This window comes from Nocardioides euryhalodurans (assembly GCF_004564375.1).
GTDB classification, from domain to species: Bacteria; Actinomycetota; Actinomycetes; order Propionibacteriales; family Nocardioidaceae; genus Nocardioides; species Nocardioides euryhalodurans.
In genome coordinates this window covers 3,264,266-3,279,136 of the sequence record NZ_CP038267.1, presented here as the reverse complement: position 1 = coordinate 3,279,136, position 14,871 = coordinate 3,264,266, and the positions used below count along the sequence as shown (strand labels likewise).

Sequence of the window (14,871 nt, the reverse complement as noted above, 5' to 3'; positions counted from 1 at the left end):
GGTCAGGACTCGAGCACCACCATCGCCGAGGCGATGCCGGCGTCGTGGGAGAGCGAGAGGTGCACCGACCGTACGCCGAGCTCCGCGGCGCGCTCGGCCACGCTGCCGCGGATCGTGAAGACCGGTCGACCGGAGTCCTCGGACTCGACCTCGGCGTCCTGCCAGCGCATCCCCACCGGTGCGCCCAGCGCCTTCGCGAGCGCCTCCTTGGCGGCGAACCGGGCCGCGAGCGAGGCCGGCGGTCGGGTCGCCTCGGCCGGCGTGAACAGCCGCTCCCGCAGGCCCGCGGTCCGCCCGAGCGACTCCACGAACCGCTCGATGTCGACCACGTCGATCCCGACGCCGATGACCGCCATGTCAGCCGGCTACTCGACCGTGACGGACTTGGCGAGGTTGCGTGGCTGGTCGACGTCGTGGCCCAGCGCGGTGGCGATCTCGCAGGCGAACAGCTGGAGCGGCACGACCGCCACCAGCGGTTGCAGCAGCACGGGCACGTTGGGCAGCCGGATCATCGCATCGGCGTACGGCGTGATCGAGTCGTCGCCCTCCTCGGCCAGGCAGATCGTCCGGGCGCCCCGGGCGCGGACCTCCTGGATCCCGCTGATCATCTTGTCGTGGAGCTGGTCCCGCCCGCGCGGCGGCACGATGCACAGCACCGGCAGCCCGTCCTCGATCAGCGCGATCGGCCCGTGCTTGAGCTCTCCGGCCGCGAAGCCCTCCGCGTGGAGGTAGGCGATCTCCTTGAGCTTCAGCGCGCCCTCCAGCGCGACGGGATAGCCCGCGTGGCGACCCAGGAAGAGCACCGACCGTGTCCCCACGTGCTCCTGGGCCAGCGCGTAGACCTGGTCGGCGCGGTCGAGCACCGTCTGGACGTGGCCGGGCATCTCCTCGAGCTGGTCGATGACCTGGCTGATCTCGTCGCCGTAGCGGGTGCCCTTCACCTGCGCGAGGTAGAGCGCCAGCAGGTAGCAGGCGATCAGCTGGGTGAGGTAGCCCTTGGTGGAGGCGACGCCGATCTCGGGTCCGGCGTGGGTGTAGATCACGCCGTCGGACTCGCGCGGGATGGTCGAGCCGTTGGTGTTGCAGATCGCCAGCACCTTCGACCGCTGCACCCGCGCGTGCCGGATCGCCTGGAGCGTGTCGGCGGTCTCGCCGGACTGGCTGATCGCGACCACGAGCGTGGACTGCGTGAGGATCGGGTCGCGGTAGCGGAACTCCGAGGCCAGCTCGACCTCGACCGGGATCCGGGTCCAGTGCTCGATGGCGTACTTGGCGACCATGCCGGCGTAGAACGAGGTGCCGGCCGCGATGATGATCATCTTGTCGATGTCGCGCAGCTCGTCGTCCGAGAGCCGCATCTCGTCGAGCTGCAGCTCGCCGGTCGGCGTACGCCGGCCGAGCAGCGAGTCGGCCAGGGCCCGCGGCTGCTCGAAGATCTCCTTGCGCATGAACCAGTCGTAGCCGTCCTTCTCGGCCGCCGTGAGGTCCCAGTCGACGTGGTAGCGGCGGCCCTCGGCGGGCGTGCCGTCGAAGCCGCTCACCGCCACCCCGTCGCGGGTGATGGTGACGACCTGGTCCTGGTCGAGCTCCATCGCCTCGCGGGTGTGCTCGATGAAGGCGGCGACGTCGGAGCCGAGGAAGTTCTCGCCCTCGCCGATGCCGACGACCAGCGGGCTGTTGCGCCGCGCCGCGACCACGCGGTCGGGGTCCTCGGCGTCGACGGCCACCAGCGTGAAGGCTCCCTCGAGCGCGCGGCACATAGCCTGCATCGCCTCGGTCAGGTCGCGGCCCGCCAGCACCTCGCGCTCGAGCAGGTGCGCGGCGACCTCCGTGTCGGTCTCGGAGAGGAGGTCGTGCCCCTCGGCCTCGAGCCCGGCGCGCAGCGACGCGAAGTTCTCGATGATCCCGTTGTGCACCAGCGCGACGCGTCCGGTGCGGCCGAGGTGCGGGTGCGCGTTCGGGTCGTTGGGCGCGCCGTGCGTGGCCCAGCGGGTGTGGCCGATGCCGGTCGTCGACGCCGGTAGCGGCGCGTCGATGATCGCCTTCTCGAGGTTGGCGAGCTTGCCCGCGCGCTTGTCGCTCGCGATGGCGCCGTCGGCCACGAGGGCGACCCCGGCCGAGTCGTAGCCGCGGTACTCGAGACGGCGCAGACCCTCGATCACGACTCCCTGCGCCTGCTGGGTCCCGACGTATCCCACGATTCCGCACATGGGGGCGAGTCTAGGTGGCCGCTCGTACGGGTCGGCGCCGGTGCAAGAATGCCGCGCATGTCTCCCAACGGCGGGGTGTCCGACGACAACGGCCGCGAGTCCTCGCCGTACGTCGAGCTGGACCGCGCGGCCTGGGCCGCCCTCGGCAGGGAGACCCCGAGCCCGCTGACGGCCGAGGAGATCACCCGGCTGCGGGGCCTCGGCGACGCCCTCGACCTCGACGAGGTGGAGCAGGTCTACCTGCCGATCTCGCGCCTGCTCAGCATGTACGTCGGCTCCGCGGGACGGCTGCACCGCCAGCAGGAGGAGTTCCTCCACCAGCCGCAACCGCCGCGGACGCCGTTCGTGATCGGGCTGGCCGGGTCGGTGGCGGTCGGCAAGTCGACCACCGCCCGCGTCCTGCAGCAGATGCTGGCCCACTGGCCCGAGCACCCCCACGTCGCGCTCGTCACCACCGACGGCTTCCTCCACCCCAACGCCGAGCTCGAGCGGCGGGGGCTGCTGCAGCGCAAGGGGTTCCCGGAGTCCTACGACCGGCGCGCGCTGCTGCGGTTCGTCGTGGACATCAAGTCGGGCAAGGACGAGGTCGAGGCCCCGACGTACTCCCACCTCACCTACGACGTGGTCCCGGACGAGAAGGTCGTCGTCAAGCGGCCCGACATCGTCATCATCGAGGGCCTCAACGTGCTGCAGCCGGCGAGGGCCCGCGAGGACGGCCGCGTGGGCCTGACGCTGAGCGACTTCTTCGACTTCTCCGTCTACGTCGACGCCCGCACCGAGCACATCCAGCAGTGGTACGTCGACCGGTTCCTGCGGCTGCGCGAGACAGCGTTCCGGGACCCGGAGTCCTACTTCGCCAAGTACGCCGCGCTCTCGGAGGAGGAGGCGGTCGAGACCGCGACCCGCCTCTGGCAGACGATCAACGGCCCCAACCTCGTGCAGAACGTGCTGCCCACGCGCTCGCGAGCGACGCTCGTGCTGCGCAAGGACCGCGACCACTCGGTCCGGTACGTCCGGCTGCGCAAGCTCTGACGTGGCGTGTGCCTGAGACCGGTCCAGTGACCGGCCTCAGGCACACGAGGCGACAAAGGGAGGTGCTGCTGGTCAGACGCCCTTGCCGGTGACGGTCACCGGGACGTTGCCGCGGGTGGCCTTGGAGTAGGGGCAGATCTCGTGGGTCATGTCGACGAGCTTCTGGGCGGTGCCGTCGTCGACGCCGGGGACGGAGACGGTGAGGTCGACGGTGATGGCGAACGACTCGCCCTCGGGTCCGAAGCCGACCTTCACGTCGGTGCTGGCGCCGGAGGTGTCGATGCCCTCGGCCTTGCCGACCAGGCCCAGCGCGCCGGTGAAGCAGGCACCGAAGCCCACGGCGAAGAGCTGCTCGGGGTTGGTGCCGCCGCCCGGGCCACCCATCTCGGTGGGGGCCTGCAGGTCGACCTCGAGCTGGCCGTCGTCGGTCCTGCCGTGACCACCCCGGCGTCCCCCGGTGACGGTGGCGTTGGCGGTGTACACGATCTTGTCCGGTGTGTTCGTCATGCCGGGCCCAACGAGCCAGGGGGCCACGACATTTCCGGTCGTCTCACGATGCGGGACCGGACGTCTCGCGGTCAGAGCACGCGCTGCAGCTCCAGCAGCCGCTCGAGCGAGCGGTAGCCGAGCCGCTCGTTGACGGCGGACATGTGGCGGTTGCTCACCGCGTTGGTGGTCTCGACGACGGCGAGGTCGGGGAAGTGCTCGAGGGCCAGGTCGGTGACCGCGGCCTTGAGGGCGAGCCCGAGCCGGTGACCACGGTGCCGCGGGTCGACCAGCGTGATGCCCACGCTGCCGGTGGTGGGGGCGTCGTCGTCGACCCGCAGCCCGCTGAGGCCCGCCAACGTGCCGTCGGGGGCGACCGCGGCCGAGGTGAACGCGTGCCGGCCGATCGCCAGGTTGCGCCGCTCCCACTCCTGCATCCGCGCCGGGCTCCACTCCGAGTCCTCCAGCGCGAGGTCGCCGAGCGGGACCTGGGAGTTGAAGCCGCTGAGCAGCCGGCTGCACTCGAGGGCGTGCTCGTCGGGGCACACGGTGTCCCAGCCGATGATCCGGTAACCGCGGGCGTACGGCGCCACCTCCCGCACCAGGTCCTCCCGCAGCGCCCGGTAGGTCGCGACGTCCAGGTGCTTGATCGTCTCCTCGTTGGCGACCTCGTAGCCGCGCGCCGCCGCGAACGGCTCGCACGGGGCGGTGCCGCCCGGCGGGGCGTACCCCTCGATGACGACGGTGGTACGGCCCCGGTCGCGCACCCGCTGCTCGAGGTCGCGCACCAGGGTGGTCCCGTGGCCGCGTCTCCGGTGCCCGGGCAGCACCCCCAGGTCGGCGAACGCCAGGTGCGGGTTGTCGAGCACCGGCAGGATCACCATCCCGAAGCCGACGACCTCGTCGCCGTCGTAGGCGAGGTAGAGGCTGGCCTCGCGCTCGGGGTTGTGTGCCGGCAGCGCCCGCCGGCTCACCTCCCACGCCGGCCAGTCGTCGACGGCCCGGTCGGGCAGCCACGAGTCGCGGCCCACCTCCCACCACCGGCGCAGCACCGGCTCGAGCCGGGGGTCGACCTGTTCGACGTGGGCCGGCCCTGCTGGGCTCACAGCGCCAGCTGCCGTCGTACGACGTCGGCCAGCCTGTCGGCGACCTCGCCGGCCTTCTGCTCGGTGGGCGCCTCGACCATGACCCGGACGATCGGCTCGGTCCCGGAGGGCCGCAGCAGGATCCGGCCCTCGCCGGCCAGCACCGCCTCCTCCTCGGCGACCGCAGCCGCGACGACGGCGTCGTCGTCGGCCCGCGTCTTGTCGACGTCGGGGACGTTGACGAGGACCTGCGGCAGCCGGGTCATCACCGACGCCAGCTCCTTGAGCGACTTGCCGGTGGTCGCCATCCGCTCGAGCACCGCCAGGGCGGTGAGGATGCCGTCACCGGTGGTGGCGTGGTCGCTCATGATCACGTGGCCTGACTGCTCCCCGCCGAGCGAGTAGCCGGAGATGTTCATCGCCTCGAGGACGTAGCGGTCGCCGACCTTGGTCTGGCGTACGCCGATGCCCGCCTCACGCATGGCGTTGACGAAGCCGAGGTTGCTCATCACGGTGGCGACGACGGTGTCCTTGGCGAGCCGGCCGTGCTCGTGCAGCGACTGGGCGAGGATCGCGAGGATCTGGTCGCCGTCGACGACCGTCCCCTCGTGGTCGACGGCCAGGCAGCGGTCGGCGTCGCCGTCCAGCGCGAAGCCCACGGCGGCTCCGTCGCGCAGGACGGCCTCCTGCAGCGGGCCGAGGTGGGTGGAGCCGCAGCCGTCGTTGATGTTGAGGCCGTCGGGGATGGCGTGGATGGCGGTGAGGTCCGCGCCGGCGCCGACGAGCGCGCGGGGCCCGGCCTCGGAGGCGGCCCCCTCGGCGCAGTCGAGCACCACCCGCAGCCCCACGAGGGGGTGCTCGATGGAGGAGATCAGGTGGGTGACGTAGTCGTCGACGGCCTCGGCGTACGGGGTGACCCGGCCGACGCCCCCGCCCTGAGGACGCTGCCAGGGCTCGCGCATCCGCTTCTCGATCGCGATCTCGATCGTGTCGTCGAGCTTGCGGCCGCCGCGCGCGAGGAACTTGATGCCGTTGTCCGGCATCGGGTTGTGGGAGGCCGAGAGCATGACGCCCAGGTCGGCGCCCAGCTTCTGGGTGAGGTAGGCGACGCCGGGCGTCGGCAGCACCCCGAGGAGGAGCACGTCGACCCCGGCGGAGGCGAGCCCGGCGACGACCGCCGCCTCGAGGAACTCGCCCGAGATCCGGGTGTCGCGGCCCACGACCGCGAACGGTCGGTGCCCCGCGAAGTCACCCCGGTCGGCGAGCACGTGGGCTGCCGCAACGGAAAGGTCCAGGGCCAGCTCAGCGGTGAGATCACCGTTGGCCAGGCCCCGGACCCCGTCCGTGCCGAAGAGTCGCGTCGTCATGCGACGGACCCTAGATGATGCCGATCAGCGCTTGCTGAACTGAGGCGCCTTGCGGGCCTTCTTCAGACCGGCCTTCTTGCGCTCGATGACGCGGGCGTCACGGGTGAGCAGGCCGGCCTTCTTGAGCACCGCGCGGTTGGCGTCGATGTCGACCGCGTTGAGCGCACGGGCCACGCCCAGGCGCAGCGCACCGGCCTGGCCGGTGATGCCGCCGCCGTGCACGCGGGCGATCACGTCGAAGCGGCCCTCGAGCTGGGTGGTCACGAAGGGCTCGTTGACGACCTGCTGGTGCAGCTTGTTGGGGAAGTACGAGTCGAGCGCGCGGCCGTTGACGGTCCAGTTGCCCGTGCCGGGCACGATCCGCACGCGGGCGACGGCCTGCTTGCGGCGGCCGGTCGCGGCGGACGGCGCGATGGTGGAGTTGACCGGCGCGTCGGCGGCCGGGGCGCTCTCGGAGCTGTAGGCGACGCCCTGCTCGTTGGTCTCGAAGGTCTCCTCGACCTCGGTGCTGTTCTCAGTCACTACGTGTCCTCGGTCCTGGTCGGTCACTGGGAGATCTGCGAGATCTCGAACGGCTGGGCCTGCTGGGCCTGGTGGGGGTGGTGCGGGCCGGAGTAGACCTTGAGCTTCTTGATGATCTGGCGGCCCAGCTTGTTCTTGGGGAGCATTCCCCACACGGCCTTCTCGATGACCTTGCGGGCGTCCTTCTCGAGGCCCTGGCCGATCGGGGTGGCGGTGAGACCGCCCGGGTAGCCGGAGTGGCGGTAGCTGACCTTCTTGGTGGCCTTCTGGCCGGTCAGGGCGACCTTCTCCGCGTTGACGATGATGACGAAGTCACCGGTGTCCATGTGCGGGGCGAAGATCGTCTTGTGCTTGCCGCGCAGGAGGTTGGCGGTCTGGACGGCGAGACGGCCCAGGATCACGTCCTCGGCGTCGATGACGTGCCAGTCGCGCTGGATGTCGCCAGGCTTGGGGCTGTAAGTGCGCACGTGAGTGCCCTCTTCGTTCGTCGGTCCCGGACCGGAGGTCCCGGTCGGGTGGTGGAGCCACGACCCCTGACGAACACGGCCCGGTTCGCTCCTCCCGGTCGGGCTGGGAGGATGACGTCCGGATCAGCACCCGCCTCGTGGGCGGGCGCGGCAGGAGTCGCGACGGCCAAGGTTACGCGGGTGCGCGGAACGGCGGCAAATCACTGCACCGCCCGCTCCGGCCCGGGACCATCCGGCGGACCTCCGGTTCGCGCCACCTGCGGGGCCGGGCTAGGTTGGGACGGACCACAAAGACGTGAACGAGGAGCCGACGTGACCGACGTACCGGCCAAGGACTCCCTGACCGTCCGGGACAACCGGACGGGCAAGGAGTACGACATCGCGATCAGCGACAACGCCATCCGCGCCGCTGATCTCGGCCAGATCAGGACCGACGACGACCAGCCCGGGCTGGCGACCTACGACCCCGGGTTCGTCAACACCGCCTCCTGCCGCAGCTCCGTCACCTACATCGACGGAGACCAGGGCATCCTCGAGTACCGCGGCTACCCCATCGAGCAGCTGGCGGAGCACTCGAACTTCCTGGAGGTCGCCTACCTCCTGATCAACGGGTCGCTGCCCTCGCGCGAGGAGTACGCCGCGTGGGAGCACGAGATCACCTTCCACACCTTCGTGCACGAGAACGTGAAGCGGTTCATGCACGGCTTCCGCTACGACGCCCACCCGATGGGCATGCTGATGGCCTCGGTCGGTGCGCTGTCGACGTTCTACCCGGACGCCCGCAACATCGGCGATGCCGACAACCGGCACATGCAGATCGTGCGCATGATCGCGAAGATGCCGACCCTCGGCGCCTGGTCGTTCCGCCACGCGCAGGGCAAGCCGTTCGTCTACCCCGACAACGAGCTGAGCTACACCGAGAACTTCCTGTCGATGCTGTTCAAGATGAGCGAGAAGAAGTTCGAGGCCGACGAGCGGCTGGTCAAGGCCCTCGACGTGCTCTTCATCCTCCACGCCGACCACGAGCAGAACTGCTCGACCAACGCGGTGCGCTCGGTGGGGTCCTCGCAGGTCGACCCCTACTCCGCGGTCGCCGCCGGTGTCGGTGCGCTCTTCGGCCCGCTCCACGGTGGTGCCAACGAGGCCGTGCTGCGGATGCTGCGCCGGATCGGCAAGAAGGAGAACATCCCCTCCTTCATCGACGGCGTCAAGGAGGGCAACGAGAAGCTGATGGGCTTCGGCCACCGGGTCTACAAGAACTACGACCCGCGCGCCAAGATCATCAAGAAGTCCGCCGAGGACGTCTTCGAGGTGACCGGCACCAACCCGCTCCTCGACATCGCGCTGGAGCTGGAGAAGATCGCGCTCGAGGACGAGTACTTCGTCAAGCGCAAGCTCTACCCCAACGTCGACTTCTACTCCGGCCTGATCTACGAGGCCTTCCAGTTCCCGCCCGAGATGTTCACCGTCCTCTTCGCGATCGGCCGTACCCCCGGCTGGCTCGCGCAGTGGCTGGAGCTCGTGCAGGACAAGGAGCAGAAGATCGCCCGGCCCAAGCAGATCTACACCGGCGACCGGACGCTCGACTTCACCCCGGCCGCCCAGCGCTGGGCGTGACCGCCTGAGCAGCACCCCCGGCGCAGACGACCGCGGCCCCTCCCCCGCCGCCGGACCGACCTCGGTCCGGCAGGTGCGTGGGACGGGGCCGCTGGTCGTCTACTCCGTCACCGGCTTCTCCGGGTACGCCGTCCTGCTGCCCGTCGCACCGCTGTGGGCCGTGCACGGCGGAGCCGGCGCTGCCGGCGCGGGCCTGGTCAACGGCGTGCTGCTGGCCACCACCGTCCTGGCCCAGCTGGCGGTCCCCGCGCTGGTCCGGTCGCTGGGCCACGGCCGGGCGATGGTGCTCGGCCTGCTGCTGATGGCGACCGGCGCGGCCGCCCTGCCGGTCTCCGACGGCCTCGGCTGGATCCTCGCCTGCTCGGTGGTGCGCGGCGCCGGCTTCGGGGTGCTGACCGTCACCGGCAGCGCCGTCGTCGGCCACCTGGCGCCGCCCGGCCTGCGCGGCCGGATGGTGGGCGCGTACGGGCTCGCGGTGGCCGTCCCCAACCTGCTGCTGCTGCCGCTCGGCGTCGCCGCGGTCGACCTGGTGGGCTTCGCACCGGTGCTGCTGGTCGGGGCGCTGCCCGTGCTCGGTGTGCCCGCTGCGCTCGCCCTCAGGCGGCTCGTCGGGGACGCCGCTGCCGCGGGGCCGGCCCGCGACACCGACGACTCCTGGACCGGGTTGCTCGGCGCGATCGCGGCGCCGACCCTCGTCCTCCTCGCCTCGACCCTGGCGGGTGGCGCGCTGCTGACCTTCATCCCCCAGGTGACCACCCCGGTCGTCGCGAGCGTGGCGCTGCTCGTGATGGGCGCGACCGCAGCCGCATCTCGCTACGGCGCGGGCCACGTCGCCGACGCCGGCGCCCGCGGTGGCGAGGCGTGGCTGGTCCCGCTGCTGGTCGTGGCGGCGGCCGGCGCAGCGGCCTGCGCGTGGGGCGCGCGCGACGGCGCTGCCGTCTGGCTGATCGGCGGAGCGCTGCTGGCAGGGACCGGTTACGGCGCCCTCCAGAACCTCACCCTGGTCTCGGCGTTCCGTCGCGCCGGACCGGGTCGCGTCGACGAGACGAGCACGCTCTGGAACGTCGGCTTCGACGGCGGCACGGCCCTGGGGTCGGTCCTGGTGGGGCTGCTGGCCTCGGGCTGGGGATTCCCGACCGCGTTCGCCCTGGCGGCGTGCGCGTGCCTGCTGGCGCTGGTGCCCGCCGGCCTGCGCGGGCCGGCACGCTGACCGGCGGTCGGGGTCAGACGGTCTGCCGGTGCGGCCGGCCCGGGTCGTCGTACGCCGGCTGGTCGTCGCCGGCCCGCAGCGCCTCGAGCTGCGCGCAGACGGCGGCGCCGTAGAAGAACGCCATCGAGCTCAGCAGGCTCCACAGCAGCAGCACGAACACCCCCGCGAGCGGTCCGTACGTCGAGCTGAACGAGGCGCTCAGGCTGACGTACGCCGCCAGCCCGCCGGTCGCGACCGCGCTCAGCGCGACGGCGGTGCCCGACCCGAGGGCCAGCCAGGACAGCGCGGGCTGCCGGCGCCGCGGGGCGTGGTCGAGCAGCACCGCGATCGCGAACACGAGCATCGCCACCCCGAGTGGCCAGCGCACCCAGTCCCACCAGTCCTCTGCGGTCTCCGTCCAGACCCCCTCGGCCACCATCGCGTCGCCGAAGGCGCCTCCCCCGACCAGCAGCAGGAAGCCGAGCCCGACCGGGGCCGCCAGGACGACCGTGAAGACCGCAGCCCGGCCGTACTTGTGCAGGGCCGGCCGGTCGCGCCGGATCCCGTAGATCCGGTTGGTCCCGCGCTCGACCTGGGCCATCGCGGTCGTCATCGACACCAGGGCGAAGAGGAGGCCGAAGGTGAGCGCGATCTCGCCGCTCCGCTCCGACCCACCGGCGGCGGCCGCGAGCGCGTCGTTGGTGCCCTGCCCGGGAGCGATCGCGTTCACCGTCGCCGCGACCACCCGCGCCCACCGGTCGTCGTCGATGTCGGCCGCGAGGCCGGTGACGGCGAGCATGAAGGGCACCACCGCGAGGCAGGTCTGCAGCGCCAGCGCCCGGCTGTTGGTGAACCCGTCGCCGTACCGGAAGCGCACGAACGAGCTGACCACGACGTGCCGCAGACCGTGCCGCCGGGCGAGGTGCCAGGCGTCCTCCGCATCGAGCTCGTCGCCGTCCATCTCGGTCGTGACCGGGACGGTGCGCGCGGTGGTCATGCCCGGACCCTAGACCTCGCCGGCTACCGTCCCTCACCCGCGCGGTGTCGGGACCGCGGTCGCACCCCGTTCACACGGTCTGGCGGTCGCGCCCCTCCCAGTAGGGCTTGCGGAGGTCGCGCTTGAGGATCTTGCCGGTGGGGTTGCGCGGCAGCGCCTCGATGATGTCCACGCTCCTGGGGCACTTGAAGTGGGCGAGGTGCTCGCGGCAGTAGCCGATGATCTCCTCCTCGGTGGCCGCGGTGTCCGGCTTGAGCGAGACGACGGCCTTGACCACCTCGCCCCAGCGGTCGTCGGGCACACCGATCACGGCGACCTCCATCACGGCCGGGTGCTCGGCGAGGACCCGCTCGACCTCGGGGCTGTAGATGTTCTCGCCGCCGCTGATGATCATGTCCTTGAGCCGGTCCTCGACGTAGACGAAACCGTCGGCGTCGACCTTGCCGAGGTCGCCGGTGCGGAACCAGCCGTCCTCGGTGACCACCTGCGCGGTCGCCTCGGGCTGGCCGAGGAACCCCTTCATCAGCTGCGGCGTACGGAACCACAGCTCGCCGTGCTCACCGGTCGGGACGTCCTCGAGGGTGCCCGGGTCGACGACCCGGACCTCGGCGCCAGGGATCGGCTGCCCGGCACTGACCAGCCGCTCGGGATGGTCGGCGTCCCGGTGGGCCTCCGGCATCAGGTGGGTGATCACGCCGCCGAGCTCGGTGAGCCCGTAGACCTGGATGAAGTCGGTGTCGGGCCAGGCCTCCATCGCCGCGCGGAGCAGCGGCATCGGCATGGGCGAGGCGCCGTAGCAGTAGGTCTTGAGCCGCCCGAAGAGCGCGATCGCGTCGTCGCCGGACTGCAGCACCTGCGCGAGCACCGCCGGCACCAGGAACGTCCGGTTGGCTCCCGCCATGATCGCGGCGGCGAGCGAGGCGCCGTCGGGGTCCCGGGTCATCACGCTCGGGACGCCGTCGTGGATGCCGAAGAGGACGTACGACGACCCGCCCACGTGGAAGAGCGGCATCGCGACCATGTTCTTGTCACCGGGCTCGAAGCTCCACCCGTCGTGGGCGTTCAGCGTGTGGGCCACCATGTTGGCGTGGCTGAGCATGATGCCCTTGGGCCGCCCGGTCGTGCCCGACGAGTACATCACCAGGCAGGTGTCGTCGGGGCTCACGTCCGCCGGGCGTGAGACCGGGTCGGACACCGCGAGCCAGTGCTCGTAGGCATCGCCCTCGCCGCCCTCGGGCGTCACCTCGATGACCGTCCTCACCCTGGGCAGCCGGTCCCGGATCGAGGCGACCAGCGGCATCAGGTCCGACCCCACGACCAGCACCGTCGCCCCGGAGTCGTTGACGGTGTAGTCGACCTCGTCGCCGGCGAGCCGCCAGTTGACGATCGCGTTGGCCGCACCCAGCGACCCCGCGGCCAGGCTCAGCTCGACGCACGCCGGGTGGTTCTTGTCGAGGAAGGCGACGACGTCGCCGCGCCCGATCCCCAGCCCCTGCAGCCCGCCGGCGACGCGGCGGACCCGGTCGTCCCACTCCGACCACGTCCACGTCCTGCCGAGGTAGGACATCGCCTCCCCGTCGGGGTCGGTTGCGGCCCAGTGGGCCAGGCGGTCGTCGACGTACGTCGGTGCGGGAAGGCTCATGCCGGTTGATTGTGGTCCACGTCACAACCGTCGACAACCGCCCCGCCCGAGGCGTGGCGGACTACCCGGGCACGACGCCCGTGTCCTCGACCGCCGCCCACACCTCCGTGCGCAGGTGGCGGGTGATCGAGCCGGTCAGGTGGGCGGCGTCGCGCCACACCACCACCCCGTCGATGATCGGACGGCAGGCGGGTGCGTCGGGGCAGAACACGGGGTTGAGGTCGACCGTGGTGGCGTCGTCGTTGCCGATCGCCACCGACTCGTAGATCCCGTCGGCGACCGGCCGGTCCAGCGGGGGCGAGACAGCGCACTCGCGCTGCCGCTTCGCGCGGGCGAGGCAGTCGAGCGGGTCAGGCCCCTCCATCTCCCAGCCGTCGGTGCCCACGATGCTGCGGACCATCACCGCCGTGGCGCCGGCCCGGTTGATCTTCCGCACCGTCTGCCGCGTCGCCTCGAGCTGGCGCTGGTTGAGGTCCCCGCGGGCCCGGCCGTCCTGGTCGACGACCTTGCCCTGCCAGCGGTCCGGCGCACTGCGGGCCAGGTTGGCGAGGATCACCACGTCGGCGTCCATCGCCGGCAACGTCTGGTCGTAGAAGTCCTGCCGGGCGTCGAGGCAGCGACGCTGACTGCCCTCGGGCGCCTCGACGTTGAGGAGCCCGTCCTGCCACGGACAGCTGTTGACCACGCTCATGGAGAGCCGGAAGCCGCGTTCCTCCGCGAGCTCGACCAGCCCGGCCGACAGCATCCGGGCGTGGCTGTCGCCGACCACGACCACGTGCGGTCCGTCGCCGTCGACCACGGTGCAGTCGGCCGGCGCCGAGGGCCTGCAGAAGGTGACGCCCGGTCCCCGGTCGTTGCTGATCTTGCGGAAGTCGAGGTCGCCCGGGACCTGCCGCGCGAGCTTGCGGACGACCGCCTCGTCCTCGGCCACCGCCGCCTCGGCCGCGATCGAGCCGCCGACGGAGGCCGCCGCCACCGAGGGCTGGCGCTCGCTGGTCAGGATCGGACCGACCACGACCAGGGCCGTGCCGACGCTCACCGCCAGCCCGGCCGCCACGGCGGGCCACGGGAAGGCGTCGAGGACCCGGCCACGCCGGATCGGCGTCTCGAGCATCTGGTAGGACATCGACGCGAGCGCGATCGCCCCCACCAGCGCCATCAGGGCCAGCAGTGCGGGACGGACGTCGAAGACCCGCCCCAGCACCAGCAGCACCGGGTAGTGCCAGAGGTAGATGCCGTACGAGATCTTGCCCAGGTAGGTCATCCACGGCAGCGCGAAGCCGCGCGCCACGAGCGAGCCCGGTGCGGTGTACGTGCCGACGACCAGCGAGACGGCCAGCAGCGTGGCGAGCAGGTTGCGGTGCGAGACCGACATGTCGACCAGCTCGCTGCCGAGGAGGACGTACCCACCCAGGCCGGCGACGGCCAGCGCGCGGCCGGCCCGTCGCCAGTGGATGCCGCCCTCCGCGCGGCGCGTGGCGAACTCGCGCAGCGCGACCGCGAGGATCGCGCCGGCCAGCAGCTGGAAGAGCCGGGCGTCGGTGGCGAAGTAGGCCCGGGTGGGGTCGACCTGGGCCCAGTAGAGCTGCGAGGCGACCGACAGCGCGGTCAGGACGGACAGCCCGCCGAGGAGCACCCGCGCCCGGCCGGGGGCGAGCTTCCACCACGCCAGCAGGAGCAGCGGGAAGACGATGTAGTACTGCTCCTCGACCGAGAGCGACCAGAAGTGCATGAAGGGCGAGTCCCGGACGTCCCCGGCGAAGTAGTCCGCCCCGTCGGCGATGAACTGCCAGTTGGCGAGGTAGACGAGCGCCGCCTGCGCGTCGCGCACCAGCCCGAGCCGCTCGGGCTCCGAGGCGACCAGCACGAACACGACGGACGTCACCACGATCGTGACCACCGCGGCGGGCAGCAGCCGGCGTACGCGGCGGGCGTAGTAGCGACCCAGCCTGAGCTCGCCGGTCGCGTCCACCTCGCTGAGCACGACGTTCGTGACGAGGAAGCCGGAGAGGACGAAGAAGAGGTCCAGCACGATGAAGCTGCTGGACGCCCCGGCCACGCGGGCGTGGAAGAAGACGATGGCGACGACCGCGAACGTACGCAGGCCGTCGAGCTCGGGGCGGTACCTCCAGGCGCTGGCAGGGGTCGTGGACACGGAAGACGGCATAGCGGCGCTCATGACCCGCTCGACGCTACGGACGCGCAGCCGGCAGCTCCATGGGGGAAGGGCCCCATCTGGCGCCCCTCCGGTGTGGCC

At 71.7% G+C, this 14,871-nt stretch carries 13 protein-coding genes; 3 read left to right on the top strand and 10 right to left on the bottom strand.

Going from position 1 to position 14,871, the window contains the following annotated elements; translation table 11 throughout:
• Nucleotides 1–2: 2 nt before the first annotated feature.
• Both EXE57_RS15870 and glmS read right to left on the bottom strand, forming a co-directional pair.
• Nucleotides 3–356 carry a holo-ACP synthase gene (locus EXE57_RS15870; protein WP_135079158.1) on the bottom strand — a complete coding sequence of 118 codons (354 nt, stop codon included), beginning with the start codon at nt 354–356 and terminating at the stop codon, nt 3–5.
• Between the two features lie 9 nt (nt 357–365).
• Nucleotides 366–2,210, bottom strand: coding sequence for a glutamine--fructose-6-phosphate transaminase (isomerizing) (glmS, locus tag EXE57_RS15865; RefSeq protein ID WP_135079156.1), 1,845 nt, complete (start codon nt 2,208–2,210; stop codon nt 366–368).
• A 57-nt stretch (nt 2,211–2,267) separates the two neighbouring features.
• Here glmS and coaA point away from each other — a divergent pair, with 57 nt between their 5' ends.
• Nucleotides 2,268–3,242, top strand: coding sequence for a type I pantothenate kinase (gene coaA, locus EXE57_RS15860; protein ID WP_135079154.1), 975 nt, complete (start codon nt 2,268–2,270; stop codon nt 3,240–3,242).
• Between the two features lie 72 nt (nt 3,243–3,314).
• Here coaA and EXE57_RS15855 read toward each other — a convergent pair whose 3' ends face one another.
• From EXE57_RS15855 to rplM, 5 genes are all read right to left on the bottom strand, one after another.
• Nucleotides 3,315–3,749 carry an Ohr family peroxiredoxin gene (locus EXE57_RS15855; RefSeq protein WP_135079152.1) on the bottom strand — a complete coding sequence of 145 codons (435 nt, stop codon included), beginning with the start codon at nt 3,747–3,749 and terminating at the stop codon, nt 3,315–3,317.
• A 71-nt stretch (nt 3,750–3,820) separates the two neighbouring features.
• Nucleotides 3,821–4,834 (bottom strand): GNAT family N-acetyltransferase, encoded by a 1,014-nt coding sequence (locus EXE57_RS15850; RefSeq protein WP_135079150.1) that lies wholly within the window; start codon nt 4,832–4,834, stop codon nt 3,821–3,823.
• Nucleotides 4,831–6,180, bottom strand: a complete 1,350-nt coding sequence (gene glmM, locus EXE57_RS15845) for a phosphoglucosamine mutase (protein WP_135079148.1) — start codon at nt 6,178–6,180, stop codon at nt 4,831–4,833. Before glmM ends, EXE57_RS15850 begins: the two co-directional genes overlap by 4 nt.
• Before the next feature lie 24 nt (nt 6,181–6,204).
• Nucleotides 6,205–6,702: a 30S ribosomal protein S9 gene (gene rpsI / locus EXE57_RS15840; RefSeq protein WP_135079146.1), complete on the bottom strand. Its 498-nt coding sequence runs from the start codon at nt 6,700–6,702 to the stop codon at nt 6,205–6,207.
• A 23-nt stretch (nt 6,703–6,725) separates the two neighbouring features.
• The gene (rplM, locus tag EXE57_RS15835; protein WP_135079144.1) at nt 6,726–7,169 is read right to left on the bottom strand and encodes a 50S ribosomal protein L13; all 444 of its coding nucleotides are present in this window, start codon (nt 7,167–7,169) and stop codon (nt 6,726–6,728) included.
• 312 nt (nt 7,170–7,481) lie between these two features.
• Here rplM and EXE57_RS15830 point away from each other — a divergent pair, with 312 nt between their 5' ends.
• Nucleotides 7,482–8,786 (top strand): citrate synthase, encoded by a 1,305-nt coding sequence (locus tag EXE57_RS15830; RefSeq protein ID WP_135079142.1) that lies wholly within the window; start codon nt 7,482–7,484, stop codon nt 8,784–8,786.
• A gap of 73 nt (nt 8,787–8,859) precedes the next feature.
• Complete coding sequence (locus tag EXE57_RS15825; protein WP_167305933.1) at nt 8,860–9,996, top strand: MFS transporter; 1,137 nt, start codon at nt 8,860–8,862, stop codon at nt 9,994–9,996.
• A 13-nt stretch (nt 9,997–10,009) separates the two neighbouring features.
• Here the strand turns inward: EXE57_RS15825 and EXE57_RS15820 are convergent, their stop codons facing one another.
• The 3 genes from EXE57_RS15820 to EXE57_RS15810 form a co-directional block, all read right to left on the bottom strand.
• On the bottom strand, nt 10,010–10,972 hold the full coding sequence (locus EXE57_RS15820; protein ID WP_135079138.1) for a YihY/virulence factor BrkB family protein: 963 nt from the start codon (nt 10,970–10,972) through the stop codon (nt 10,010–10,012).
• A 70-nt stretch (nt 10,973–11,042) separates the two neighbouring features.
• Nucleotides 11,043–12,614 (bottom strand): long-chain-fatty-acid--CoA ligase, encoded by a 1,572-nt coding sequence (locus EXE57_RS15815; protein ID WP_135079136.1) that lies wholly within the window; start codon nt 12,612–12,614, stop codon nt 11,043–11,045.
• 61 nt (nt 12,615–12,675) lie between these two features.
• Nucleotides 12,676–14,769: an acyltransferase family protein gene (locus EXE57_RS15810; RefSeq protein WP_167305932.1), complete on the bottom strand. Its 2,094-nt coding sequence runs from the start codon at nt 14,767–14,769 to the stop codon at nt 12,676–12,678.
• Between the last annotated feature and the right edge of the window lie 102 nt (nt 14,770–14,871).